At 44.2% G+C, this 25,522-nt stretch carries 24 protein-coding genes; 9 read left to right on the forward strand and 15 right to left on the reverse strand.

Annotation, left to right across the window (positions count from 1 at the left end; genetic code table 11):
* Window positions 1-279: 279 nt before the first annotated feature.
* Together ppc and Q9R21_RS07770 are read right to left on the reverse strand one after the other, a co-directional pair.
* Window positions 280-2,964, reverse strand: a complete 2,685-nt coding sequence (gene ppc / locus Q9R21_RS07765; RefSeq protein ID WP_311204074.1) for a phosphoenolpyruvate carboxylase — start codon at window positions 2,962-2,964, stop codon at window positions 280-282.
* A 150-nt stretch (window positions 2,965-3,114) separates the two neighbouring features.
* The gene (locus Q9R21_RS07770) at window positions 3,115-3,738 is read right to left on the reverse strand and encodes a TetR/AcrR family transcriptional regulator (RefSeq protein WP_253145344.1); all 624 of its coding nucleotides are present in this window, start codon (window positions 3,736-3,738) and stop codon (window positions 3,115-3,117) included.
* 148 nt (window positions 3,739-3,886) lie between these two features.
* On the opposite strand from Q9R21_RS07770, the gene Q9R21_RS07775 reads away from it, so the two are divergent.
* The 9 genes from Q9R21_RS07775 to Q9R21_RS07815 all read left to right on the forward strand — a co-directional run bounded on the left by Q9R21_RS07775 (window position 3,887) and on the right by Q9R21_RS07815 (window position 13,406).
* Window positions 3,887-4,990 carry an efflux RND transporter periplasmic adaptor subunit gene (locus Q9R21_RS07775; protein WP_311204075.1) on the forward strand — a complete coding sequence of 368 codons (1,104 nt, stop codon included), beginning with the start codon at window positions 3,887-3,889 and terminating at the stop codon, window positions 4,988-4,990.
* 2 nt (window positions 4,991-4,992) lie between these two features.
* Window positions 4,993-8,130 (forward strand): efflux RND transporter permease subunit, encoded by a 3,138-nt coding sequence (locus Q9R21_RS07780; protein ID WP_311204076.1) that lies wholly within the window; start codon window positions 4,993-4,995, stop codon window positions 8,128-8,130.
* 131 nt (window positions 8,131-8,261) lie between these two features.
* Window positions 8,262-8,639 carry a hypothetical protein gene (locus Q9R21_RS07785; RefSeq protein ID WP_005245471.1) on the forward strand — a complete coding sequence of 126 codons (378 nt, stop codon included), beginning with the start codon at window positions 8,262-8,264 and terminating at the stop codon, window positions 8,637-8,639.
* Between the two features lie 104 nt (window positions 8,640-8,743).
* On the forward strand, window positions 8,744-9,862 hold the full coding sequence (gene dnaJ / locus Q9R21_RS07790; RefSeq protein ID WP_005104999.1) for a molecular chaperone DnaJ: 1,119 nt from the start codon (window positions 8,744-8,746) through the stop codon (window positions 9,860-9,862).
* 599 nt (window positions 9,863-10,461) lie between these two features.
* The gene (locus Q9R21_RS07795) at window positions 10,462-10,677 is read left to right on the forward strand and encodes a cold-shock protein (protein ID WP_005105001.1); all 216 of its coding nucleotides are present in this window, start codon (window positions 10,462-10,464) and stop codon (window positions 10,675-10,677) included.
* Window positions 10,678-10,787: 110 nt separating this feature from the next.
* The gene (locus tag Q9R21_RS07800) at window positions 10,788-11,015 is read left to right on the forward strand and encodes a hypothetical protein (RefSeq protein WP_004280858.1); all 228 of its coding nucleotides are present in this window, start codon (window positions 10,788-10,790) and stop codon (window positions 11,013-11,015) included.
* 69 nt (window positions 11,016-11,084) lie between these two features.
* Window positions 11,085-11,282 carry a hypothetical protein gene (locus Q9R21_RS07805; RefSeq protein ID WP_004280859.1) on the forward strand — a complete coding sequence of 66 codons (198 nt, stop codon included), beginning with the start codon at window positions 11,085-11,087 and terminating at the stop codon, window positions 11,280-11,282.
* Between the two features lie 601 nt (window positions 11,283-11,883).
* Window positions 11,884-12,705, forward strand: coding sequence for a 4-hydroxy-tetrahydrodipicolinate reductase (gene dapB, locus Q9R21_RS07810; RefSeq protein WP_153566274.1), 822 nt, complete (start codon window positions 11,884-11,886; stop codon window positions 12,703-12,705).
* Window positions 12,706-12,761: 56 nt separating this feature from the next.
* Window positions 12,762-13,406: a hypothetical protein gene (locus tag Q9R21_RS07815; RefSeq protein WP_311204077.1), complete on the forward strand. Its 645-nt coding sequence runs from the start codon at window positions 12,762-12,764 to the stop codon at window positions 13,404-13,406.
* Between the two features lie 48 nt (window positions 13,407-13,454).
* Here Q9R21_RS07815 and Q9R21_RS07820 read toward each other — a convergent pair whose 3' ends face one another.
* From Q9R21_RS07820 to Q9R21_RS07880, 13 genes are all read right to left on the reverse strand, one after another.
* Complete coding sequence (locus tag Q9R21_RS07820) at window positions 13,455-14,483, reverse strand: NAD(P)-dependent alcohol dehydrogenase (RefSeq protein ID WP_262457865.1); 1,029 nt, start codon at window positions 14,481-14,483, stop codon at window positions 13,455-13,457.
* Window positions 14,484-14,487: 4 nt separating this feature from the next.
* Window positions 14,488-15,069, reverse strand: coding sequence for a DNA-3-methyladenine glycosylase I (locus Q9R21_RS07825; protein WP_311204078.1), 582 nt, complete (start codon window positions 15,067-15,069; stop codon window positions 14,488-14,490).
* 24 nt (window positions 15,070-15,093) lie between these two features.
* The gene (locus Q9R21_RS07830) at window positions 15,094-15,339 is read right to left on the reverse strand and encodes a hypothetical protein (protein ID WP_005108279.1); all 246 of its coding nucleotides are present in this window, start codon (window positions 15,337-15,339) and stop codon (window positions 15,094-15,096) included.
* 15 nt (window positions 15,340-15,354) lie between these two features.
* Entirely contained in the window at window positions 15,355-15,897 is a 543-nt protein-coding gene (locus Q9R21_RS07835; RefSeq protein ID WP_311204079.1) for a M23 family metallopeptidase, read from the reverse strand.
* Window positions 15,898-15,966: 69 nt separating this feature from the next.
* Window positions 15,967-16,995, reverse strand: a complete 1,029-nt coding sequence (gene mutY, locus Q9R21_RS07840; RefSeq protein ID WP_404976576.1) for an A/G-specific adenine glycosylase — start codon at window positions 16,993-16,995, stop codon at window positions 15,967-15,969.
* A gap of 162 nt (window positions 16,996-17,157) precedes the next feature.
* On the reverse strand, window positions 17,158-17,517 hold the full coding sequence (locus Q9R21_RS07845) for an HIT family protein (protein WP_026055739.1): 360 nt from the start codon (window positions 17,515-17,517) through the stop codon (window positions 17,158-17,160).
* 93 nt (window positions 17,518-17,610) lie between these two features.
* On the reverse strand, window positions 17,611-18,345 hold the full coding sequence (locus Q9R21_RS07850) for a dienelactone hydrolase family protein (RefSeq protein ID WP_005264532.1): 735 nt from the start codon (window positions 18,343-18,345) through the stop codon (window positions 17,611-17,613).
* A gap of 164 nt (window positions 18,346-18,509) precedes the next feature.
* On the reverse strand, window positions 18,510-19,199 hold the full coding sequence (locus Q9R21_RS07855; RefSeq protein WP_311204081.1) for an FKBP-type peptidyl-prolyl cis-trans isomerase: 690 nt from the start codon (window positions 19,197-19,199) through the stop codon (window positions 18,510-18,512).
* 48 nt (window positions 19,200-19,247) lie between these two features.
* Window positions 19,248-19,952, reverse strand: a complete 705-nt coding sequence (locus Q9R21_RS07860) for an FKBP-type peptidyl-prolyl cis-trans isomerase (protein ID WP_311204082.1) — start codon at window positions 19,950-19,952, stop codon at window positions 19,248-19,250.
* A 233-nt stretch (window positions 19,953-20,185) separates the two neighbouring features.
* Window positions 20,186-21,622 carry a capsule assembly Wzi family protein gene (locus Q9R21_RS07865; protein ID WP_311204083.1) on the reverse strand — a complete coding sequence of 479 codons (1,437 nt, stop codon included), beginning with the start codon at window positions 21,620-21,622 and terminating at the stop codon, window positions 20,186-20,188.
* 146 nt (window positions 21,623-21,768) lie between these two features.
* Window positions 21,769-23,967: a polysaccharide biosynthesis tyrosine autokinase gene (locus Q9R21_RS07870; protein ID WP_311204084.1), complete on the reverse strand. Its 2,199-nt coding sequence runs from the start codon at window positions 23,965-23,967 to the stop codon at window positions 21,769-21,771.
* A 20-nt stretch (window positions 23,968-23,987) separates the two neighbouring features.
* A complete protein-coding gene (locus Q9R21_RS07875; RefSeq protein WP_311204085.1) occupies window positions 23,988-24,416 on the reverse strand; it encodes a low molecular weight protein-tyrosine-phosphatase in 429 nt (142 codons plus the stop codon).
* Between the two features lie 3 nt (window positions 24,417-24,419).
* The gene (locus Q9R21_RS07880) at window positions 24,420-25,514 is read right to left on the reverse strand and encodes a polysaccharide biosynthesis/export family protein (RefSeq protein WP_311204086.1); all 1,095 of its coding nucleotides are present in this window, start codon (window positions 25,512-25,514) and stop codon (window positions 24,420-24,422) included.
* Window positions 25,515-25,522 lie beyond the last annotated feature (8 nt).

Raw genomic sequence — 25,522 nt, forward strand, 5'->3', positions numbered from 1 at the left:
GATAAATTGTGCACATCATACTCTTGTTCTTTAGAAGATTTAATCACTTAAACAAAATTTTTGTTCAAATTAATTCTATGACTTTATTTAATATTTTACCGGTCGGTAAAAGAATACTGGGTTAAAATTAAAGTGAAATCAGTAAATTAATTTCTTATTATGAATAGGGACATCTATAAATAAATCTGATTTACTATATAAAATAAAATATTTCCTGGCTATTGACTGGTCAATAAAAAAGCACATCGCCAGGATGTGCTTTCAAATGGGAATTTTTGCTTAGCCAGTATTACGCAGACCGGCCGCAATCCCGGCAATACTGACCATCAGCGCATGATCCACCGGGGTGTTTTCGGCCTGTTGCTGTTGCAGATATAAACGGCGACGTTTCATCAGTTCAGCTTGCAGCAAGTGCAAGGGTAGCAGATACGGCTTACGCACCTTCATAGACTGATCCAGTACGCCGTTACTGCTGAGCAGTTTCGACTCGCCTTTCAAGCTTAACAAGGTTTGTACGGCATCTTGCAAACGCTGGCGTAACTCTGTTCCCAGAATTTTCATATCTTCATCCTGAGTCAGATGCGATTCATAATATAGCGCCACATGCGCGTCGGCTTTGGACAATACCATTTCCAGCATATCAATCAGGGTCTGGAAATATGGCCACTCGGCCAGCATCTCATCGAGTACATTACGTTGTCCCTGATCCAGAACTTCATTCAGTGCGGCACCAGTACCGAGCCAGGCAGGCAACATCAGGCGAATCTGGGTCCAGGCAAATACCCACGGAATCGCACGTAGGGATTCAATCCCGCCACTGACTTTACGTTTGGCTGGGCGTGAACCCAACGGCAGCATTTGTAGTTCTAGTTCTGGCGTTACCGTACGCAGGTATTTCACGAAGTGTGGATTTTCCCGTACGGTCTGGCGATAGACCTGAACAGACAGTTCAGTCATTTGATGCATCAGGTCGCGCCATTCCTGTTTTGGCTCAGGTGGCGGGAGCAGGGTCGCTTCCAGGGTTGCAGCGGTATAAATTTCCAGATTTTGCAGCGCGATTTCTTCCAGCCCGAATTTAAAGCGGATCATTTCACCCTGTTCAGTCACCCGGATCGCACCGGAAATAGAACCCGGTGGCTGAGAGAACAAGGCTTGCTGGGTTGGCGCACCACCACGACTGATCGAACCGCCACGACCATGGAACAGGGTCAATTGCACGCCATGTTGCTGGGCAACTGCGGTCAGTTCTTCCTGGGCACGATATTGGGCCCAGTTGGCCGACATAAAACCAGCATCCTTGGCAGAATCAGAATAGCCAATCATGACCTCATGTTTGCCCTGAATATGCTGTTTGTACCAGTGCATATTGAACAGGGTCGACATGGTTGCGGCTGCACCATCCAGATCTTTTAAGGTTTCAAACAGGGGAACCACCCGTAATGCCTGCTCGATACCGGCTTCTTTTTGTAAAAGCAGTACCGCCAAGACATCACTTGGATATTCCGCCATGGAAATAATATAGGCACCCAGAGACTCGCTCGGCTGTTCTGCCAGTGTGCGCATGGTGGCAAAGACTTCCTGTACATCCGGATGTTCAATCAGGCTGCCGGCCGGTTCATTCAGATGTTTAGGCAGTAACGGACGCTTGCTTTGCAATTCCTGCAGTAAAAAGTTTTGACGGGCCTGTTCGGTCCAGGTTTCAAAATTCCCCAGTCCCAAATATTCAGTAATGGCTGAAATCGCCTGGCGGTGACGGCCGGATTCCTGGCGGATATCCAGTTTTAGCAGTTCGATCCCAAAACTGTTGACTCGGTAAATAAAGTCCAGCAGGCTACCATTGGCAATTTCGGCCAGATTGCAGTCCATCAGTGAACGGTAGCAGGTCAGGAGCGGCTGTAAAAGTTCATCTTTACTTTTAATCACCAGACTGTCATCGGCATCATTGCCTTTTAATTTTTCTGCCAGCCAATGCCGAGTCGCTTTCAGGCGGGTACGGGTGTCACGTAAATATTCACGATAGGGTTCAGGATGGGGCTGGCCCAAGGCTTCGGAAATTTCCGGACTGCATTGCTGAATGGACAGTTCCCAGCGCAGGTTTTCAATATCGCGTACATAAAGGTCGGCTGCTTTCCAGCGCGACAGCCACAGTACTTCCTGAGTGACGGTGTGAGTGACATTCGGGTTGCCATCGCGGTCACCACCCATCCAGGAGGCAAAACGTACTGGTGCGACATCTAAGGGCAGGTTCTGGCCACATTGTGCTTGGACCATGCCATTGAGTTCACGGATAAATTTAGGAACTGCATTCCACAGGGTCTGTTCAATGGTGGTAAAGCCCCATTTGGCTTCATCGATCGGAGTCGGGCGATGCTGACGGATTTCATCGGTTTGCCAAGCGGAGCTAATCAGCTGTTTCAGATCGGCCAGAACGGCCTGACGTTCACGTGGCGTCAGTTTCTGCTGGTCGAATTTGGACAGGGCATTATTGATGCCATCATATTTTTGAATCAGGGTACGGCGGCTGACTTCTGTGGGGTGCGCGGTCAGGACCAGTTCAATTTTCAGTTCACAGATTTGCTGATACAGCGTATCGGCAGAAATTTCCTGCTGTTTAAATTTTTCAAATAAAGGCACCAGAGGATTGGGCGATTCTGCAGTGTCGTCAAACTCGCTCTGACGGCGACGACGTACCACATGATATTGTTCGGCAATATTGGCAAAGTTTAAAAAGTGGGTAAAGGCACGGGTCAGCGGCAGGATTTCGGCATCTTCCAGGCTCAAAAACAGTTGTTCCAGTTGTTTTTCTGCTTCGACCTGTCCATCGCGAGCGCCTTTGGACAGGGCACGGATCTGCTCGATCTGATTAAACAAATCCTGTCCGGCATGTAATTTTAAGGTTTCCCCAAGCAAATTACCCAGTAAGCGTACGTCTTCGCGTAGTGGTGCATCAATCTGTTGAATCATTTTTTTATTCCCTCACATGCATGCTTTGACTATACCGCGACTGCATGACAATCCAAGTCCCCTAGAGACAAAAGTTGCAGAGTATTGGCTGCTTTTTTAGCAACTTTTAGGCCACATACGGTGATCGGTGATCAGTCCGAAGGAAAGGAATTAATCCGGCAGGGCATATTTCAGCATAAACAGTTCAATGGCCTCGCTAATGATCTGTTGCTGTTCTGCGCTTGAAGGGGGAGGGCTGAGACCCAGCAGGATTTTCTGATGACGGGTTCCAGTCAGCAGGGACACGATCAGCTCGGTCTGTTTTTCTGGAGGATCGACTTGAATAAAGCGGTATTGCTGGGCCAAGCTAAAAAAATCATTCCAGACTGCATCCAGTTTGCTATGCGAGGCCTGATAAAACTGTTCTGCCAGAGGACTTTGCTGCGAGGCCAGTTCCATCAGCAGCAGGTCCAGCTTGATCGCTTCTGGTAAATGAATAATATTTAAAGCGCGCTGACAGGCCTGATAAAACTCCTGCGCAAAGTCACTGCTTGGCTGCAAGAGCTGAGGATGTTCATGCAGAATGGCTTCACAGGTATCCTCAATCGCACAGCTAAACAGGGTCGCCTTGTCCTGAAAATGATTATACACCGTCAGCTTGGTTACACCTGCCTCACGTGCAATCTGGTTCATGCTGGAGGCATGATAGCCATGCGCTAAAAACAGCGCTTTGGCCACGCTGAGTATGCGCTGACGCTTTTCCAGATCCTTGGGTCGTCCTACAGGTATTTGCACAATTTCTTCCAAAAAAAGTCAACACGGTCATTGCTTTGATGATTCAGTTGTAATTAGTGTGCCGGGTGGTATATTAATTAAAAAACAAGCAATTTAATATATCAGCATAGTTTGCCCTAAAAAAGACGATCAGATAAGAGCGAATAAGATGAGCAGGATTTACAGCGTATTGGCTGGCATGGTGGTGCTTTGCAGCGTGACCTTAAGCGGGTGCAGCAAAGATACTGCTGCAGCAGAACAGGAAGTTCCCTTTGTCATGGTGGCCACACCCACCACTTCACAGCATGAATTAAAAAGTTATGCCGGTGATGTGCAGGCGCGCCAGCAAACGGCGCTGGCATTTCGGGTGGCTGGACAGGTGACCCAGCGCTTCGCCGATGTGGGTGACCAGGTCAAAGTCGGGCAAGTCCTGGCAACTCTGGATGTCAAAGATGCCCAGCTGCAGCTGAATGCAGCACGTGCCCAGCTGGAAAGCGCGCAGTCTGCCACTAAGATTGCTCAGGATGAATTACAACGTTTCAAGCAGTTATTGCCATCCAATGCCGTGAGCCGCTCACAATATGACGCGATCGAAAACCAGTACAAGACCGCCCTGTCAAATCTGAAGCAGGTACAATCCAACTATGATACCGCTAAAAACCAGACTGCTTATAACCAGCTGATTGCCACCAGAAACGGCGTAATCACTGCACGCAATATTGAAACAGGTCAGGTGGTCGCTGCCGGGCAGGCGGCGTATGAACTGGCAATTGCCGGCGAGCGTGAAGTGGTGATTGGGGTGCCGGAACAGGCAATTGCTGAAATTAGGGTGGGGCAAGCGGCTCTGGTCACCTTATGGTCCAAACCTGAAGAAAAATTTGCCGCCATTGTCCGAGAGATTTCACCGGCAGCGGACCAGTCGCGTACCTTTCGGGTTAAAGTTTCCTTACGTGAAGGCAATGGCCAGATCCAGCTGGGGCAAAGTGCCCGGGTGTTTTTTCAGCACAGCCGCGACAATATGCTCAGTGTGCCGCTATCCAGTGTCTCGGCAACGGATCAGCAGGCTTATGTCATGGTGGTCCAGCCCGATCATACCTTACGTAAAGTCCCGGTCCAGCTCGGTGCCTATGGCCGGGACAGTGTTCCTGTACTCAGTGGGCTCAAGCCGGAAGACTATGTGGTGATTGGTGGCGTACATCTGCTGCGTAACCAGCAAAAAATCAATCCGATTGATCGTGAAAACCGTCGTGTGACCATTCAGGCAGGGAGTTAAGCATGAACTTTAACCTGTCGGAATGGGCTTTAAAAAATAAAGGTCTGGTGCTGTATTTCATGATCCTGCTCGGTCTGATCGGCATCGTCTCTTATTCCAAACTGTCACAAAGTGAAGATCCACCTTTTACCTTTAAAGTCATGGTGATCCAGACTTACTGGCCGGGTGCCAGTGCCAAAGAAGTATCCCTACAGGTCACTGACCGGATTGAAAAGGAACTGATGACCACGGGACAGTATGACCGCATCATGGCCTATTCGCGTCCGGGTGAATCCATGGTGACTTTTGTTGCCAAGGATTCCCTGGCTTCGAAAGATGTCGCTGATGTCTGGTATAACGTGCGCAAGAAGGTGGGCGATATCCGGCATGAATTGCCACAAGGGGTACAAGGGCCGTTCTTTAATGATGAATTTGGCGACACCTTTGGCAATATTTATGTGCTCAAGGGTAAAGATTTTGACTATGCGACCCTCAAGGAATACGCCGACCGCTTACAGCTGCAACTGCAACGGGTCAAAGATGTTGCCAAAGTTGAGCTGATTGGCCTACAAGACCAGAAAATCTGGATTGAGATTTCCAATACCAAGGCCATTCAGCTGGGCGTTCCAGTCATGGCGATTCAGCAAGCCCTGCAGCAGCAAAATGCCACCACCCAGTCCGGTTTTTTTGAAACCGGTTCAGACCGGATTCAGGTGCGGGTCAGTGGTGCATTAAACAGTGTTGAAGAATTAAGACAGATGCCGCTGCTGGTCAATGGCAAAACCATTCAGCTGGGAGATGTCGCAGAAGTCTATCGAGGCTTTAGTGATCCGGCACAGCCCCGGATGCGCTTTATGGGCGAAAACGGCATTGGTATTGCTGTATCGATGCGCAAGGGTGGGGACATCATTGCCTTGGGTAAAAATCTGGAACAGGAATTCGCCCGCCTGCAAAAAGCTCTGCCACTCGGCATGGAGCTGCAAAAAGTCTCCGATCAGCCGGTGGCAGTCAAACGCAGTATTAACGAATTTATGAAAGTGCTGGCAGAAGCGGTGGTTATCGTATTGCTGGTCAGTTTTTTCTCGCTCGGTTTCCGGACCGGTCTGGTGGTGGCTTTCTCGATTCCGCTGGTGCTGGCCATGACTTTTGCCGGTATGCAGCTGTTTGATGTCGGACTGCATAAAATTTCCCTGGGGGCCCTGATTCTGGCTCTCGGTCTTTTGGTCGATGATGCCATTATCGCCATTGAAATGATGGCGATTAAGATGGAGCAGGGTTATAGCCGTTTACAGGCGGCCGGGCATGCCTGGCGCACCACGGCTTTTCCAATGCTGACAGGCACCCTGATTACCGCTGCCGGTTTCCTGCCGATCGCCACTGCAGCATCGAGTACCGGGGAATATACCCGTTCGATTTTCCAGGTGGTGACCATTGCATTGCTGGTGTCCTGGATTGCCGCGGTACTGTTTGTGCCATATTTAGGCGATAAACTTCTGCCGGATTTCAACAAGGATTTAATTCAGAAAGCGCCGTGGTATCAGCGTCTCTGGGCACGTCTACGCAAACAGCCAGAACCTCAGCCGATTGTGCATCATGCCGGAGAACATTATGACCCTTATCAAACCCGGTTTTATCAGGGCTTTCGCCGTTGGGTCGATGCCTGTGTGACCTATCGTAAAACTGTCATTGTTGCCACGGTCGGAATTTTTATTCTGTCTATTTTAATGTTTAAGCTGGTGCCGCAGCAGTTTTTCCCACCCTCGAACCGGGCTGAAATTCTGGTGGATCTCAAACTTGAAGAAGGTGCTTCACTGAAGGCCACTGAAGCTGCAGTAAAAAAAGTAGAAGCCTTTTTATCGAAACAAGAGGGCATTGATAACTATGTGGCTTATGTCGGGATGGGTTCTCCACGTTTCTATTTACCGCTCGATCAGCAGTTGCCGCAAACCAGTTTTGCCCAGTTTGTGGTGCTGGCATCCTCTTTAGAGGATCGAAATGAAATCCGTAAATCCTTAAGTGACCAGATTCGAAAGTTATTGCCAGAAGTGCGTACCAGGGTGTCCTTGCTGGAAAATGGCCCACCTGTGGGTTATCCACTACAATTCCGGGTGTCGGGTGAAGATCTAGGATTAGTCCGTGAATGGGCGCAGAAAGTTGCAGCCACCGTGGGAGACAATCCGAATACCACCAATGTGCATCTGGACTGGGGCGAGCCGAGTAAAGTCATCAAATTGCAGATTGATCAGGATCGTGCCCGTCAGCTTGGGGTGAGTAGCAGTGAACTGGCCAATGTACTCAACAGCTCGATTTTGGGGGCAGGCATTGATCAGTATCGTGAAAAACGTGAATTGATTGAAATCCGTTTACGTGGTGCTCAGGCTGAACGGGTGGAGGTAGCATCTTTAGCCAGTCTGGCTGTTCCGACTGCGACCGGTACATCAGTACCTTTGGCGCAGCTGGCCAAGATTGAATACAGCTTTGAAGAAGGTCTGATCTGGCATCGGAATCGTTTGCCGACCATTACTGTGCGTGCCGATATTCGTAGCAAGTTGCAGCCCGCTACTGTGGTCAATGAACTCAAAGAGCCACTGGGAAAAATCCGGGCAGAGCTGCCGAATGGCTATCTGCTGCAAGTGGGCGGTACGGTTGAAGAATCTGCTCGCGGGCAGAACTCGGTTAATGCCGGCATGCCTTTATTCCTCGCAGTCGTCATGACTTTATTGATGATTCAGCTCAAGAGCATCTCACGGGCCTTTATTGTGTTCCTGACTGCACCTTTGGGCATTATCGGAGTGGTGTTATTCCTGTTAATTTTCAATAAACCTTTCGGTTTTGTTGCGATGCTCGGAACGATTGCATTATCGGGAATGATTATGCGCAATTCGCTCATTCTAATTGACCAGATCGAGCAGGATATTCAGGCCGGAGAGTCGCAGTGGGATGCCATCATCAATGCCACGGTACGCCGTTGTCGTCCGATCGTATTGACCGCACTGGCTGCGGTGTTGGCGATGATTCCTTTGTCCCGTAGTATTTTTTTCGGGCCGATGGCAGTGGCGATTATGGGCGGTTTGATTGTAGCAACACTATTAACCCTGTTTTTTCTGCCTGCCCTATATGCACAGTGGTTTAAAGTGAAAAAAAGTTTAAATTCTGTTTAAATTTGTCATAATTTCAGGTGCGAAATTTGGAAATTTTCAATATAGTAGCACCTGAGATTTTTATAATTTAAAAAAATAAGTAATTGCTGCATTGGCCGAGCTGCCAATACGGTAACGAGGTTGAACCGAACATGACTCAAGATACATTAACCAAGATGCGACGTTCCGTAGCGATGGCTTATGTCTTCATGTTTTTGGCCTTATTTACCCTGTTTAGTGGACTATTGGCTTACTGGTTCGCACGTAAAGTCACTCAAGTTGATTATGCTGAAGTCTGGTTACAGGCACAGGCGCTGTGGATCATGCGTAATATCGTGATTTATACCATTTTGGCGATCTTTGCTGCGCTGTGGTTTATTCCCCTGTTTTTCTTTGCCTGGGACAGCCAGTTATGGGTCAAAGCCTGTGTGGTGACCGGAGTGATTTTCAGCTTTATTGCTTTTATTTTCCTGATCAATGCCTGGTTTAAAGGCATCCATAAATTCTCTCAAAACAAAGCTGTGTTCTAAAGCGTATAATTTTTTTCATATTTCCCCTTGTAAAACTCGGTTTGACCCCAATTTCAGACCTCAGTTGAATATTAAACAAAATTCCGTGAGGAGCATCGCCAGACATGGCTAAACGTGATTATTATGAGGTTTTGGGCGTCGCTAAAACCGCTAGTGATGATGAAATCAAAAAAGCCTACCGTAAGTTGGCGATGAAATATCATCCAGACCGTAACCCGGACAATGCTGAAGCTGAAGAGAAATTCAAAGAAGCAGCAGAAGCCTATGAAGTGCTCTCTGATGGTGAAAAGCGCAGCATGTACGACCGTATGGGCCATCAGGCCTTTGAAGGTGGTATGGGCGGCGGTGGAGGCTTCGGCGGTGGTTTCAGCGCAGAAGACATTTTCAGCCAGTTCGGTGATATTTTCGGTGGTGCTTTTGGTGGCGGCGGTGGTCGTGGCCAGCAACGCGCGCGCCGTGGTTCTGACTTACGTTATGTGATGGAACTGACCCTGGAAGAAGCGGTCAAAGGCGTCAAGAAAACTATTACCTTTACGGCACCGGCACCGTGTGATGCCTGTGATGGTAAGGGTTCAAAAAATCCAAACGATGTAGAAACCTGCCGTACCTGTCATGGTGCTGGTCAAGTGCGCATGCAGCAAGGTTTCTTCTCCGTACAGCAAACTTGTAGTACCTGTCGTGGTCAGGGCAAGATCATCAAGAACCCATGTAATAAATGTCATGGTTCAGGTGTGTCGGATCGTCAGCAAACTCTGGAAGTCACTATTCCTGCGGGTGTGGATAATGGCGACCGCGTTCGCTTGACCGGTAAGGGTGAAGCAATCCGTGATGGTCAGTCAGGTGACTTGTACGTAGAAGTGGTGGTGCGTGAGCATGAAATCTTCCAGCGTGATGGCGCTGACCTGTATATGGATGTGCCGGTATCAATTGCTGATGCAGCCTTAGGTAAGGAAGTTCAGATTCCTACGCTAGATGGCCGTGTTAGCCTGAAAATTCCTGAAGGTACGCAAACAGGTAAACTGTTCCGCTTACGTGGTAAGGGTGTTAAACCGGTACGTACCAGCATGCAAGGTGACTTGCTGTGCCGTATTGTGGTAGAAACTCCAGTCAACTTAAGTGCACGTCAACGTGAACTGTTAAAAGAACTGCAAGAAACCATGGATGGTGAAGATAGCAAATCATCACCAAAGAAAAAATCATTCTTTGATCGTTTGTTTGATTAATTGAGTGAAAGTAAAAAAGGACGCTGAGGCGTCCTTTTTTATTATGTAGATAAGATACTCTAGATTAGAAGATGCTATTTATTGTTTGATAAGTCTCGCTTAAACATAAAAACCGCCTAAAAAGCGGTTTCTATTTTTATATTTGACTATCTAAATAGAAAGTATGAGTCCAAATTTGGAGGGTGATAGATATTTTGTAAGTGAGAAAAAAGCATCATTCCCGAAATTAAAAAGGCCAATATTGTTATTACAGAGCTATATAATCGCATTCATTACTTATCAAATTTACCAGTACAGCAGATTACTCTTATTTTGTTATCATGACAATGAAAGCTTAATCTTATTGAAATAATTATAAATTTTACTTTTTAATAAATAAAATAAATATATATATAAGAAAACTTGATTAATTAAATTTTTCGTGTATAGTTAACTTAACTAGAAAAAAGTCTTGTTTCGGTAAATCTTCTTTAAGTATCGTAGTTTTAGTCATAATCCTTCGTTTTTTTTCAGATTTTAAGTCTCATTCTTTATTATTTCAAAGTTATAATCAGTCTATAAAATGACTAAAAAATTATTAAAAATTATTAGGATATATTATGTCAAACTCAAATGTTGTTAAAGGTACTGTAAAGTGGTTCAACGAAACTAAAGGTTTTGGTTTTATTCAACAAGAATCAGGTCCAGATGTTTTTGCTCATTTCAGTGAAATTGCGAGTTCAGGTTTTAAAACCTTGCTTGAAGGCCAGCTGGTTGAATTCAGTGTAGCTCAAGGTCAAAAAGGACCGAATGCTGTAAATATTGTTGCTATCTAAGCAAGAATAAACAGTAAAAAAAGCACTTAATAAGTGCTTTTTTTATCGTTCAAATTTAATTTTAAGTTATTTTCCAAATTGGAAAAATCTTTAGAAAAACAGGATTCAAGTTGTTAAAAATAAATGATTTAATTGCAAAATCTAAAAATGGTACTGAAATTATTGTTTCGTTAATTCCTCTCAATAAAATGCAAAATACACGTCAGGGTTTAAAAAGAATTGAAGTGGGTAAAAGAGTTCTTCTTTCATCTGGAGTTGAGGTAGATTTAAACTTAGATGGTCGTACATTCTATACTTCTATAAATCAATTATTTAAGCTAAATCATAAAGTTATTTAAAGATAAAATTCAGAAACATCAATTTTTAGTGGATATTTTGCCACTTTAACTATTATTAAAGGTATAGATATGCTTAAACAAAGTATTAGTGTAAAGGATCAGTTTGGGGCTCAACACGCTATTCAAGCAACAGTCGATCATCATTTTTCTAAAACACAATCTCATTCCAATATAAAACATATCACTGTAGATGGTGAAGATATTCGTCCCAGTTTTGAAATGTGCTTTCAAAGTACCTTAAGTGGAAAAATTTTCAAAATTGTATAGACCAGGCAAATTTTGCTTTAGGTATTATTATTTTTAATAAGTTCCCGAAGAGCTAGAGAATTAATTTGCTCAATCTAAGGACTGATTTTTGTATAAGGCAAAATTGAGTCCTTTTAGTCTCAATAAGACTTAAAATCCTATCTACTCATCAATTCAAAAGTAGATCTTCACAATTAAAATTTAGTAAAAGTCTTGCATAAGAATCCCGTTAATCTAACTGAGATTTAAATCATCAAGATTTTGAGCTGACTTAATAATGGCGAGCCTAAACAGGAAAAACTGTATTGGCAAGTCGTCTGTTTAACTTCAAAAATCAGTAATCTCAGTAAATCATTTCAAAATCATAGCGATAAAATTATGAATAAGCTTATTCAAGTTATATGAGCAATTGCTAAAAACTATATGACGAGTCAAGTTGATGTATATCGTATAGCTTTGACGGAAGTGATAGCCTAACTTCTTAAGCTTGATTAAAACTCTTATCAATATCAGTGATTTCGCTCTTTGAGTATTTTCATTGATTTTTATGCAATGCAGCTTAGTGTTATTCCGCAGTTTTGCTATAGTAAGAGCAATTTTGGATCAACATCAGGACTATGTTATGTCAGCTACACCACGCATTGGGATCTTAGGTGCAGGCGGTCGTATGGGGCGTATCCTTATTCAGGCTGTGCATGAAGCCGGTTATCAATTGGCGGCTGCAGTAGAACGCCCTGAAAGTACACTATTAGGTGCTGATGCTGGCGAACTTGCCGGAATTGGCGCAACAGGTGTGAAGGTCGTGGGTAGCCTTACCGATGTAGTCAAAGACTGTGATGTCGTGATCGATTTCACTGCGCCAGCAGCGACCGTCAATCATCTTAAAATCTGCCGTGAAGCAGGGGTCGCAATCGTGATTGGTACCACCGGTATGAATGACGAGCAAAAAGCCTATTTGGAGGAATCTGCCACGGAAACTCCTGTAGTTTATGCAGCGAATTATTCAGTGGGTGTGAACGTTTCAATCAAACTGCTTGAACTGGCCTCTAAAGTATTTGGCGATACGGTTGATATCGAAGTGATTGAAGCACATCACCGTCACAAAGTAGATGCGCCATCGGGTACAGCTTTGATGTGGGGTGAGGCGATTGCGGAAACTTTGGGCCGTGACCTGAAAGAAGATGCGGTATATTGCCGTGAAGGTCATACCGGTCCGCGTGAGCGTAAGAGTATTGGTTTCCAGACCATTCGCGGTGGCGATATTGTCGGTGAACATACTGCAATGTTTATTGCTGATGGGGAACGTGTGGAAATTACTCATAAAGCGACTAACCGGATGAACTTTGCTTCTGGTGCGGTACGTGCTGCAGCTTGGGTCGTCGGTCGTGAAGCGCGTAAATATGATATGAAGGACGTGCTTGGTTTTAACGATATTCAGGTTTAAAACCGAGTTAAAATCATTTATAAAAAAATCTAAAACTAAAATAAGACGAATAAAAAATGCAAAAAATGATTTTCCTGCTCTGTGCAGTGGCGCTTGGCGCCATTGCGCAGGCCAAGCCTGTCGGGACGCCTAAACTCAGTATTCATAAAAATAATATCAAGGTCTGGACCTATCAGAATGAGCAAAACCCGGTCTTTCTCTATAAAGCTGAAACCACCTATACTGCGCCTGTTGAAAATGCCATTTCCCTCATTTTGAATGTTGAGCATGCCGTGCAATGGGTTCCCTATATGGGTAGCATCAAGGTCCTGTCCCGCGATGATAAAAAAGGTGACTTTACCCTGTATATGGTGCTGGATTTTCCATTTCCCTTAAAAGACCGTGACCTGATTGTACAGGGCAAGATGATCAAGGAAACCAATGGTCAGATCACCATCAAGAATAAAGCCATCCAAAGTGGCTATCCTTTAAACCCGGATTATGTGCGTTTAACTGATTATCAGGGCGACTGGACTTTTCAGAAACTGGTTAATAATAAGGTCAAGGTTTCAACCTATGGTTATGCCAATCCGGAAGGTTCCATTCCTTTGACCTTCGTAAATATGTTTGTGCAACAGCAGCCTTATCAGATGCTGCAGAAAATGAAGACCGAGCTGGCTAAGCCTGCCAGTATTGCGGTCTTGCCTGAAGCTCTGCAATAAAAAAGACCCAATCGCTGGGTCTTTTTAACACGTGAAAACAGACTGAATTTAAGCTGTAAAATCTGCTTTAAGTACAATCCGGTAACGGGCTTTGCCAGAATGCAGGTGTTCAATCGCCTGATTCAGCTGTGACATCTGGAAGACTTCAATTTGTGGTGCAATATTTTTACGTGCAGCAAATTGGAGTAACTGACGTAATGCCGCCGGCGAACCTGTCGGTGAACCGGTGACTGACTTGGCTCCGCCAATCAGCATGCCAGCCGGAATCTGCATCGGCTCAAGTGGTAAACCCAGCATATGTACAGTGCCGTTTGGTGCCAAAGTTGCCAGATAAGCCTGCCAGTTCAAGGTGACATTGACCGTACTGAGCAATAAATCAAACTTGCCACGCTGGGCTTTTAAGGCAGCCGAATCACGGCTATTGACCACATGGTCAGCGCCCATGGCTTTCAGCTCATCAGTTTTATCCAGATTTGAAGTGAAAGCGGTAATTTCACAGCCCCAGGCTTTCAGCAGCTTGATTGCCATATGCCCTAAACCGCCAATGCCAATTACGCCAACATGATGAATGGCCTGAATCTGATGTTTCAGGATCGGATCGAATACGGTAATTCCGCCACAGAGCAGGGGACCCGCACTTTCAGGGTCAAGATCTTCGGGTAGGGGAATGACCCATTGCCAGCCGGCACGCACTTTATCGGCAAAACCACCGGCATGTCCGACAATGGTCGCCACCTGACCGCCAGTACACAGCACCTGCTGGCCCGAAATACAAGGATCGCAATATTGACAACTTTCCGCTGTCCAGCCGATGCCAACCCGTTGCCCAACTTTCAGGCCTTTGGCTTCTGCACCCAGATGGGTAATGGTGCCGATAATCTCATGTCCTGCTACGACCGGATACACTGAAGAACCCCAGTCATTGTTAATGACTGAAATATCAGAATGACAGAGACCGCAGTATTCCACTTTGACTTCGACCTGATGCGGCTGCAGTTCTCCGGCATCGAATTGATAAGGTTCCAGTTCCGCACCTGCGGACATGGCAGCATAAGCTTGAATAATATTATTCGACATGATTTCAGCTCTTATTTAAATGCGAGGATATTGTTTTAAAGTCACAATGATTTTCATGGTCATCGACCATACCAACGGCCTGCATAAAGGCATAGCAAAGGGTGGGTCCGACAAATTTAAAACCAGCCTGTTTGAGTGCTTTAGACATCTTCTGGCTCTCAATGGTTTGAGCGGGTGCCTGACGATAATCCATAACATCATTATTCAGTCGCGGTTGCTGGGCAAAAGACCAGAGCCACTCCACCAGATTGATTCCTTGCTGTCGGAGCTTCAGCCATGCTTGGGCATTTTCCCGAACGGCGTTCAATTTGCCACGATGACGTATCAGGCTAGCATCGTCAAGTTTCAGTTGGAGTTGTTCATCTGTAAGTAAGGCGATAGATTCAATCGAATATTGAAAAAAATGTTTACGGTAGGCTTCACGTTTTCTGAGGACAGTAATCCAAGCCAGACCGGCCTGCTGTCCTTCCAGACACAGCATTTCAAACAGGCGATTTTCATCCAGCAGGGCCTGTCCCCATTCCTGGTCATGATAGGCGATATACAGCGGATCATCGGAACACCAGCCACAGCGTTGCACAGTCATGTGATGCCCTTTGTTTTTATGCTTTTATAATTTAAACATAGTCCATTGATCCTGCTGATTGTCCCAGTACGACAGTTCAGCCTGATCCAGATCGCTAAATAGAATCCACATATCTTTACCGGCCTTGTCGGCATAACCAGTACTGATCAGAAGCGCATCCTCGGTAATTTCCATCACCCAGCCCTGGTAAGTTTGACCATTCAATACAATTTTTTGTTGATTGCCTGATTCAGCAAATTCTACCAGACGATTGATCAACGCTTCTGACATGTAAATATCCTAAAATTAACGTAAATAGGGATAGGGATTGACCACACCGCGACCCTTACCCTGTAAATAAATTCCATAATGTAGATGTGGTGCAGTGTGCCGGGCATTACCGCTGTTGCCGACATAACCGATCAGCTGGCCTTTTTTGACATAGTCGCCCACTTTTAAGCCACATTTATGTCCATCCAGATGCGCATAATAATGCCAGGAGCCGCCCGGACCCAGAATCCAGACTACTTTACCACCCAAATTGTTGTTACGTAAATCTGCAATCAGGCCCTCAGTCGCGCTAAAGACTTCGGTTCCACGTGGAGCCATGATATCAATGCCTTCATGTAAACGTCCGCGACTGCGCGAAGCGCCCCAGGTATCTGATAATTCACGTGCCTGTACGCGTGCCACCGGGATGGGCAGAGAGGACGGCACTCGCATACTTTTCAGTTTTTGCACGACGATAGGATTGAGCTGTACAGCAGGGGGTTTTTTCGGTGTACTGCTACAGGCGGTTAGTAATATGGCAATTAAAGCCACCCAGGTCAAAGCAAGATATTGGCGCACGCTATTCATCCTTAAATATTGGCAATGCTCATTCTGAGCTGATCGGTTTTTTGCTTTGTCCAGACTATGTCATACATTTACCGCAGAGATCAATTTTTTCATCGCTGTTGGCAGACCGCAATCAATGGCTGTCTCTGGACGCATCCAGTTGCCTTGCAGTTCAATCGCCAGATGTTCCTGCTGATCCTGATCCACTGCAAAAACGATTGCTTCAAGCTGCCAGGTGAAGTGGGTGAAACTATGGCTGATCTGGACTTTTTTGAGGATATTTTTCAGGCCAAGTTGCTGGCATTGCTGTTCAAATTCATGTGCATTTTCAATAATCGGCAGACACCAGAGACCGCCCCAGAGACCGCTATTGGGGCGTTGTTGCCAAAGCCAATCTGTACCAGATTGGATCAGCAAGACCTGAGCAGAGCGCACCGGAACTGGTTTTTTGGCTTTCTTAAACGGTAACTCATTTTCCAGTCCTTGCTGGTGAGCCTTGCAATGCTGCTGCATCGGGCAATACAGACACAAAGGCTTTTTCGGGGTACATACAGTTGCACCCAGATCCATAATCGCCTGGGTATAGTCATGATTACGTTCAACCGGACATAATTCTTCGGCCAGTTGCCATAAAGCACGCTCATGGACGGGTTTGGACAGGTCATCTTCAATCGCGAAGAAACGTGACAAGACCCGTTTCACATTGCCATCCATAATCACGCCATATTGACGTAAACCCAGTGACATCAGGGCACCAGCAGTGGAACGGCCAATGCCGGGCAAGGCCATCCATGCTTCCAGGGTTTGAGGGAACTGCTGCTGTGTTGTCACGATGCCGGCAGCTTTATGCAGATTGCGGGCGCGGGCATAATAGCCGAGACCTGCCCAGTAGGGTGCGACCTCATCCCATGAGGCTTGACCCAAGTCCTGAACAGTTGGAAAACGCTGGATAAATCGCTCAAAATATTGCAGTACAGTTTTGACCTGGGTTTGCTGCAACATGATTTCAGAGACCCAGACTTTATAGGGGTCATCTGTCACCTGCCAGGGCAAGTCATGACGACCATGCACATCAAACCATTCCAACAGGGCATCTGAAAATACGAACATGAACACATAGCAACCGAATAAGCAGCAGCTAGTATAGCGGAATCAGCAGGGTGGGAATGTGAAAAGTGAGATAAAAACGTAGATGTTCATCGAGCTTGATAGAACTTAGCTTTCATAAAAATAAATGCTCCGGAGAGCATTTATTTTTGATCAAAAATCCGGTTAATCGTTAATTCCCCAGCGCTCATCCAGCTTCAAGGTCTTGCCTGCATAACGCGGAATAATATGAATATGCAGATGTTCAACCTTTTCCTGAAATACTTCACCATCAATAAAACCGACATGAAAACCGGCAGGCTGGTAGCGTAATTGCAGTTCATTGCGTGCCTGTTCCAATAAAGACATCAAACTTTTACGTTCTTTGTCAGTCACTTCAAAAAATGAGGCCACATGCCGCAATGGAATGATCACACAATGACCTTCGGACAATGAATTTGGTTCAGGCAACACCACACCATAATCATTTTTGGCAATGACATCATATTCGTCAAAATTGCAGTAGGGGCAGTTGGTTTCAGCCATCATACACATTCTCCTCTGGTAGGATTTATCTTCTTTTCTTCATGAAGTATCTAAAATATTCAGCCTGTGAACAAGCCGGATAGTTGTTTCTATTTATGCCAAATGGCAGTCTAGCAAGGCATACATTGCTGCCAGACCTTTTTGTTCCGCTTCTGCATTGTAACCAAGATCCACACCATTGGCTTTGGCCCGTTCATCCGCAAGCGGGTTGCTAAAGCCATGTTTGGCATTTTCAAAAACAATCACTTCATGCTCGACTTTGGCAGCATGCATTTCCTCACGGAAACTGGCGACATCATCCAGGGTTACCATGCTGTCGAGTTCACCATGTAGCACCAGGATTTCCGCCTGTACCTGACCTTCCTGAGCAGGTGCTTTTGGCGACAGAATGGCATGGAAAGTCGCCACCGCTTTTAAAGGTGCATTAGAACGGGCCAGATCCAATACGACTTTGCCGCCGTAGCAGAAACCAATCGCTGCAAGCTTATCAGCATTGACTTCATCCTGTGCTGCCAGGGCATTCAAGGCTGCTGTTGCACGGTTAACGATAGTGTCAGGATCTTCAAAAGTCTGCATCATCCACTGATGAGCCTGATCAGAATTGGTCGTGACTTTTTTATCACCATACATGTCCATGGCCAAGGCCGCATAGCCATGTTCTGCAAGTTCACGGGCACGCTGTTCGGTATATTCATTCCGACCCCACCATTCGGGTGCGACCAGTACACCGGCAACAGGGGTATCTGTTTCTGGGGCGGCAAAATAACCAATTAATGGGCTGCCATCCTGCGCAGTATAATGAATTTCGCGAGTCTTGATTGCTGCCATGCTGACGTCCTCTATTGTTGTTGAATTGCTTGATTAAAACATAACATAGCAAAACTGATCGGAATGTGACATGAAAACCTGCGATTTAAGGATACTTAAGCCCATAAAAAAAGAGAGGCCAATATAGAACCTCTCCGATTTTAGATCTGGAAAAATAGGACTTATTATTTAGTAATTTCCAGTAATTCCACATCAAAAATTAAAGTACTGTTCGGTTCAATTACATCCCCTGAACCAATCTGTCCATAGGCCAGTTCGGCCGGAATGAAGAAACGATATTTGGCACCTTCTTTCATCAGCTGTAAACCTTCGGTCCAGCCGGTAATGACTTGGGTGGTACGAAATACCACGGGCTGATTACGGGCAATCGAGCTGTCAAAAACCGTACCATCGATTAAACGGCCTTCATAATGTACACGGACATTACTATTTGCGCTCGGCGATTTACCTTTTCCTTCCTGAAGAATCTGATATTGCAAACCTGATTTGGTGGTTTTTATCCCCGGTTTTTTTGCATTTTCAGCCAGAAAAGCCTGACCAATTTTGGCATTTTCATTCGCCTGCTTTTTCAAGGCAATCAGCTCTTTGGCTTCAGCCTGACGCTTAAATTGGGTCAACACCCGCGCCATGTCTTCCTCGCTTAAAGTCGCCTGTTTCCCAGCGGCTGCCGCTTTTAAACCGGCGCTGAAGGCATCCAGATCAATGCCTTGTAAGGAGTCAGCATTACTTTTTCCCATCAGATAACCAAAGCTGTAGCCGACCTGTTCAGCCTCAGGGCTCTTATTGGTGACTTCTTTGGCAAACAGACTGCCAGAACTCAGCAGTAAAACCATCAAACTTATTTGTATTTTCATGATTAATTCTCAAAATAAAGGAGAGCGCGTTGCTCTCCTTTTCGTGGATTATTTTACTTCGATGAGTTCCACATCAAAAATCAAAGTACTGTGTGGAGGAATCGTACCTGGCACGCCCTGTTCACCATAACCGAGTTTAGATGGGATATACAGGGTTGCTTTACCGCCTTCTTTCATCAGTTGCAAACCTTCGGTCCAGCCTGGAATGACCTGGTTAAGTGGGAACTCAATCGGCTCGCCACGTTCAACCGAACTGTCAAACACGGTACCATCAACCAGTTTGCCTGTGTAATGTACTTTCACGATAGAAGTGGCTGCAGGCTGTTTGCCTGTCCCTTCTTTGGTCACTACATATTGCAAACCAGATGCGGTAGTTTTTACCCCAGCTTTTTTGGCATTTTCAGTCAGGAAAGTATCACTTGATGCCTGAGCCTGTTTGGAACTATCGACTTGCTTCTGCTGCATTTCTTTTTGGAATTGCTCATAAGCTGCTTGTAATTCTTCTTCAGTATAAGCAGGAGCGGTACGGGCATGACCTTCGCGAACGCCTGTCACAAAGCTGTTAATATCCAGCTCAGGTGGAGTTTGATGAGCGACTTCATAACCGAGTGCATAGCTGATTTTAGAAACAGCCGAGGCATCTTTAGATGCTTTTGTGGTTTGAGCAGCTGGGTTTTGAGTTGCATAGTAAACAGGTACTAGCGCGGCACCGCCTAAAAGAACAGCGACAGCAATCGGTAAGGCCTTACTCATGTATTATTCCAATCTAATGTTATCGTTGAGGTTCATTCCATCTTAGCAGAAAATTTTGAGAAATCTTGCAGAATGGGTGGTTTTTTAGCAAGTGGACACCGCAGTTATGTTGAAGTTTGAAGATATAAAAAAACCAGCAATGGCTGGTTTTTTTATTTTTCAGATTTTAATCATTGTTCGAGAATGTCTAGGAACAAAGATTGCTCTAACCGAAATTGTATTTTGCAAAGAGCTTAGTAAGAAAACAAGCTTTTTTCTAAAGGAAATTCAATTCCAATCGATGCACCACCATCATTACCACGTAAGTCTGAATCACTGATCCAGCCATTTAGTTTCAGTGGAATATCTGGGCGTAAATAATGGGTCCAGCTCACATCAACAGCTTTTAATTCATCCTGCGCTGGAAAAGCTAAATTAGTAGTTCGGTTAGACTCATTCAACTTGGCAAACAGCACTCGAGCATTAACACGATTGAGGCGATCGAAACGAATATCACCACCCACAGAAACCATTTGACCATCACCACCCATCGCATGTGCTAATGGGTAACCATGCTGATAAAAACCATCGGTATAAACATGGTGGTTATATGAAATACCATCAGCACTACCATTACTACGGGTATCTGTCCATTCAGTATACAGCTGGAAAGGCATATTATTATAACTAGAAGAATAATCGACTCCAGCCAAATACATTTTTTTGGCCGGTAAGCCACCTGCTTCGTCTTCACCGATATATTGCGCATAGATATCCATTGGTACTTGCACCAGTGATTGTAAGCTTAACCGTGCATCAAAACCGGCAATTTGGTTAGACTTATCATCATCACTGTTATCAAAGTTATCATTGCCTTTTATAGCATTCCAGAGTGTAGACAGGCTTTCTGAACGGTCACCACCACCCCATTGCATAGCACGCGATGCACCCAGCTCCAAATAGGGTAAAGGTTGTGCGGTGACACGTAAGCCAATCAGTTTGGCATCAGGTACAGCATCGTAGTCATCCAGTTGTCCGGCAAAGGCTTGATATTGCCAAGGTCCAATCCAGGAGAGCCATTTGCTTGCAAAAGCATGCTGTTCGGCACGCTGCATGGTCACACCATACACAGGACGACTGGCATCACCCCGAATTAAGCTGCCATCATGACCAGGTCCCCAGTAGGTCGGAATTTGTCCAGCAATCAGCCATTGATTCCATAACTTACCTGCGAGGTAAGACCCTTCAACATTCACATCTTGATCATTATCAATCTGGGGATCTTTTTCGGCATTTACGCGAAGTCTGGCATCCCAATTTTGATTGCCTGTATTTAACTCTATACCCGCTTGGTATTGCGCTTTTTGCTGGTCGCCAAAGACTTGAGGAATATTTTTTTGATCTGTCTCTGCAAATAGTGATGCTTTAAGTAACTGGTTGTTGGTATTCAAATGAGCCATGACTGAATCAATGACTCTTTGCTGATTATTATTGCTGACTTGGGCCTGAGAAAGGGCGCGTTGGATTTCATCACTACTCATTGGCCAGGTCGAAGTGCTAACTTGAATCACACCTTGCTGATTTAACCAGTTTAAATCGGTGCGCAGGTTTTGGTCATTTAAAACGATGCCTTGAGCAAAGGTTAGTGAGGAGCTTAATGCCAAGCTGGCGAGCAGTGTTTTAGGTAACATTTTTGTATATTCTCAGGAGTTTTAAACTGTAACCAAGATAGGGTTTTTAGTTGATTTTTTCAACAATGAACATGTGGAATAAATGTGATAGAGAGAACTATCACACCCTGCCTCTAGCAAGGTGTGATATCAAAGTTTACAATGAATTAGTCATTGTCTTTATTTGCGGTATAAGCATAGGCATAATTATAACCATAGCTACCTGCTGCCCCTTGTTGTACATCATTTAGAATCACGCCATTGACTTTGACATTGGCCTGTTCAAAACGATTAACAGTAATTTCAAGTTCTTTAATTTGCGTTTTAGCATGACGGGCAATCAATAAATTCACGCCTGCATATTGCGCAATAATGATGCCATCGGTCACCGCAAGCACAGGTGGCGTATCAATCAGTACATGATCGAAATGAGCAGATGCCTGATCTAGGAAAGTTTTGAATTGATCTGTACTTAATAGTTCAGACGGGTTAACCGGACTCTTACCACGTGTCACAAAAAACAGGTTATCTACAGTTGAATTTTGCACCACCTCTTCATAGCTATTTTGGTGATTCAATAATTCTGCTAAACCTGGTTGCACTTCGGCATTAAAGTACTTATGTAAATAGCCACGACGTAGATCACCATCAATGACCAGAACCCGTTTTCCCCCTTGCGCTAAAATAGTAGCAAGGTTAGTGGTAATGAATGATTTTCCAATTTCAGGTGCAGGGCCAGAAATTGCAATCACATTATTGGTCGCATTCATTAAGGCAAAATGAATTGCTGTTCGCATGCTACGGAGGCTTTCAATCGCGATATCACTGCTATCTTTAACCGCAAGAATAGGAATATTCTTTTTCTTCTTCAATAGGTTAATGCGGCTTTCTTGAATAACAGAGCGCGGTACAGTGGCATAGACTGGCAGATCAAGCTCATTTTCAATTTGCGCTGCGTCTTTAATGCCTGAACGCATCATATTTCGTAATAGTGCAATTAATACTCCAATAAAACCACCAGCAAAAATTGATAAAATTATTGTAATTAATGACTTAGGTTTAATTGGCTTAACGGGTTCAACAGCTTGGTCAATAACTCTGACGTTACCAATTTCACCAGCCTCTGCAATTTTCAATTGCTGATAGCTATTTAATAGTGCGGTATATAGTTCAGTGTTTACTTTTACATCTCGATATAGCTGTAAATATAATCGTTGTGTTTCTGGTAAACGTTTAATCGATTGTGTCATTTCTGAAGTTTTTTGATTAATTTCAGAAAGTTGAGCATTGATCGCCGACATAAGAGGGTGGTCAGGGGTATATTTTGAAGAAAGTTCCGCTTGCTGTTGTTGTAATTGGATTTTCATCTTTTCCAGTTCAACATTTTGCTTTAACATTAACTCGGCTTCTTGAGTTACATCAATAGTATTGTATTGCTCACGGAAACGGTTGAACTTGATTTCTGATTCCTCAAGTTGCTGTTTAAGTTCCGGCAGCTGTTTGTCTAGAAAATTTAAAGTTTGTTTAGATTCTAAAGACTTGCGTTGAATATTTTGTATTTGATAGACGGATAAAATATTATTCAGAACTTGAGTAATATGTTTCTTATCATTGCCATTATAATTTAGACCAATAACACCGGAGTTTTTCCCTCTCTCTGCTACACCATAGTCATTTTTTAAGAACTGCATTGCTGTAGGTAGTGCAAGTTTAGTAATAGTAAATGTTTCTTTAAACGGAGATTTGCTAAATATAGCGACTTCCCAAAGTCCCTTAGAGTCTATGGTTTGATTGCTGGAATTCAATTGACCTTTAAATATCACTTCATCTTTATAAGAGAAAGTAAACTGGTTGTTATCCGTGAATTTTAACTCTAATTTTTTATCTAGATAGTAATTTGGAATTTTTAATGTTTTGATTAAGAAGGCTTGATTTTCTTTTTGGAAAACCACCATATCCTTTTTATAAAGAACTTCAGCTTTGCCATTTTTAATCAGACGATTAAATAAAGTATTACTATTATCTTTAATTTGGATATCAAGGTGCAAATTTTGAATCGTTTGTCCCAAAATCATGCGTGAGTTTAATATTTCAATCTCAGCATCTGCGGGAGATTTCCCCCCCATTCCCCCTGGAATAGCATCACTCAACCCACCCAAAAGGGCAGCAGCTCCAGCGCCTTTATTATCCTCTACCAGAACCATTGCATCAGCAGAATAAATTGAGGGAGTAACACGTAAATAAAGTAATGCGAAGGTTAAGCTCAATACGATACAAAGCGCGATCACTTTCCATTGTGCAATTAACGAAAAAAATAATTCTTTTAAGTCAATGGTATCGTCATTAGTACTTGAATTTTGATTCATGGATAAACTACTAGATAAAATTAAATATGTGATTGCCAATCCGAAACATAAGATTCGATGTTATTACATGTTTCTTCAAAAAATGCTTGATCAAGCTTATAAGGATCGGGAACATTATGACCTTGCCAATGTCCTAAACGAAATACTTTACCTTTAGCAAATGGCCAAGTCTTTTCTATATGTTTTTGTTGATTTGAACTCATCACTAAAATTAAATCTGCGGTTTTGAGTAAGTGGCCATCAATTTGTTTTGCGACATGTGAGCTTATATCAATTGATTTTCTTGCCATACTTGCAATGGCCTTATCATCAGCACTATGGCCTACCATGGCAGAAAGACCAGCAGACTCAATATGTAAGTTAGGATGATTTTTCTTGAGAAAAAACTCACCCATTGGACTACGACAAATATTTCCCACACAGACGACTAAAATATTCCGAATTTGCATATTTTATTTACCCAGTTGGTCAAAGCTATAGAGTGCACTAGAGAACGGAATAATCTGGTTGACAATACGTTGCCAGCGCGTTAATCCAGTCGCATCAATATAAACGATGTCATTTTTTTTCATTTGGAATTGATTGGCTAAGCCTAAATTACCAAAACTGCTTAAATTCAAGTGATACACAGTGGACTGCTTGGTGGCTAAATCGGTGCGCATTACATAGATTTTAGCCGCACTTGCGGAATAAGGATTAATCCCTTCACTTTCACCCAAAACATCACTTAAGGTCATACCTTGTTCACGTAAAGCCAGGGCTTGGCTTTTACTTGACTCACCCATAACATAAAGTTTTTGATTCTGTTTGGTATTCACAAAAATAGTATCATTCGGTTGAATCAGTAAATTATGTAAAGATAGGCCTTGTTTCTCTAGTTGTAGTACATTGAGGTCAAAAGTTTGACCCTCCCGGATCAATTGAATATTGGTATTGTCACCTGTTTCAGTATTAATACCACCTGCCTGTCCGAGTGCTGTATAGATGCTAATGGGCTGATCATTTAGCGTATATTGGCCACTACGCATGACTTGTCCATTGACAAAATAGCGACGACCCTCATAAGACAACACCCGAACCACCACATCAGGATGTTTCAAATAACGCGCAAATTGACTGCGTAAAAAACGATTGGTTTCAGCCAGTGTTTTTCCGGCTACCCGTACCTGCCCCACTAAAGGTAATTGTATGTTGCCACTAGAGTCGATGGGATAACCTGCAGCTTTTACATTTGAAATATCTTGAATAGGGGGCGTAATTTCTGGGTAGGCCCAAAGTTGAATTGAGAGAATATCCCCTGAACTCAATTTATAGACTTGTTGATGCTTGTTAAATAAGTGAAAAATAGTATTGGAATTCTGAGCGTTATTGAGTTCGATACGAGGAATATTGTCTTGCGTAATTTGTATGACTGAAAGCTCTGCGCCTTGATCGGTTCTGTAATTACCTTGAGGAGGCAAATCATAGGTTTGTAAACCGGAAGTAAGCGTACAACCAGAAAATAATATTGAAATAGTGAATAAAATGGATGTGCCTTGATACTTCACATTCAAGC

The organism is Acinetobacter sp. RG5, assembly GCF_031844265.1.
Classification (GTDB): domain Bacteria; phylum Pseudomonadota; class Gammaproteobacteria; order Pseudomonadales; family Moraxellaceae; genus Acinetobacter.

Coding starts and splice junctions, on each gene's coding strand:
- ppc (WP_311204074.1), bottom strand. CDS start 2,964: ATGATTCAACAGATTGATGCACCACTACGCGAAGACGTACGCTTACTG.
- Q9R21_RS07775 (WP_311204075.1), top strand. CDS start 3,887: ATGAGCAGGATTTACAGCGTATTGGCTGGCATGGTGGTGCTTTGCAGC.
- Q9R21_RS07780 (WP_311204076.1), top strand. CDS start 4,993: ATGAACTTTAACCTGTCGGAATGGGCTTTAAAAAATAAAGGTCTGGTG.
- Q9R21_RS07785 (WP_005245471.1), top strand. CDS start 8,262: ATGACTCAAGATACATTAACCAAGATGCGACGTTCCGTAGCGATGGCT.
- dnaJ (WP_005104999.1), top strand. CDS start 8,744: ATGGCTAAACGTGATTATTATGAGGTTTTGGGCGTCGCTAAAACCGCT.
- Q9R21_RS07795 (WP_005105001.1), top strand. CDS start 10,462: ATGTCAAACTCAAATGTTGTTAAAGGTACTGTAAAGTGGTTCAACGAA.
- Q9R21_RS07805 (WP_004280859.1), top strand. CDS start 11,085: ATGCTTAAACAAAGTATTAGTGTAAAGGATCAGTTTGGGGCTCAACAC.
- dapB (WP_153566274.1), top strand. CDS start 11,884: ATGTCAGCTACACCACGCATTGGGATCTTAGGTGCAGGCGGTCGTATG.
- Q9R21_RS07815 (WP_311204077.1), top strand. CDS start 12,762: ATGCAAAAAATGATTTTCCTGCTCTGTGCAGTGGCGCTTGGCGCCATT.
- Q9R21_RS07820 (WP_262457865.1), bottom strand. CDS start 14,483: ATGTCGAATAATATTATTCAAGCTTATGCTGCCATGTCCGCAGGTGCG.
- Q9R21_RS07825 (WP_311204078.1), bottom strand. CDS start 15,069: ATGACTGTGCAACGCTGTGGCTGGTGTTCCGATGATCCGCTGTATATC.
- Q9R21_RS07830 (WP_005108279.1), bottom strand. CDS start 15,339: ATGTCAGAAGCGTTGATCAATCGTCTGGTAGAATTTGCTGAATCAGGC.
- mutY (WP_404976576.1), bottom strand. CDS start 16,995: ATGTTCGTATTTTCAGATGCCCTGTTGGAATGGTTTGATGTGCATGGT.
- Q9R21_RS07845 (WP_026055739.1), bottom strand. CDS start 17,517: ATGGCTGAAACCAACTGCCCCTACTGCAATTTTGACGAATATGATGTC.
- Q9R21_RS07850 (WP_005264532.1), bottom strand. CDS start 18,345: ATGGCAGCAATCAAGACTCGCGAAATTCATTATACTGCGCAGGATGGC.
- Q9R21_RS07855 (WP_311204081.1), bottom strand. CDS start 19,199: ATGAAAATACAAATAAGTTTGATGGTTTTACTGCTGAGTTCTGGCAGT.
- Q9R21_RS07860 (WP_311204082.1), bottom strand. CDS start 19,952: ATGAGTAAGGCCTTACCGATTGCTGTCGCTGTTCTTTTAGGCGGTGCC.
- Q9R21_RS07865 (WP_311204083.1), bottom strand. CDS start 21,622: ATGTTACCTAAAACACTGCTCGCCAGCTTGGCATTAAGCTCCTCACTA.
- Q9R21_RS07870 (WP_311204084.1), bottom strand. CDS start 23,967: ATGAATCAAAATTCAAGTACTAATGACGATACCATTGACTTAAAAGAA.
- Q9R21_RS07875 (WP_311204085.1), bottom strand. CDS start 24,416: ATGCAAATTCGGAATATTTTAGTCGTCTGTGTGGGAAATATTTGTCGT.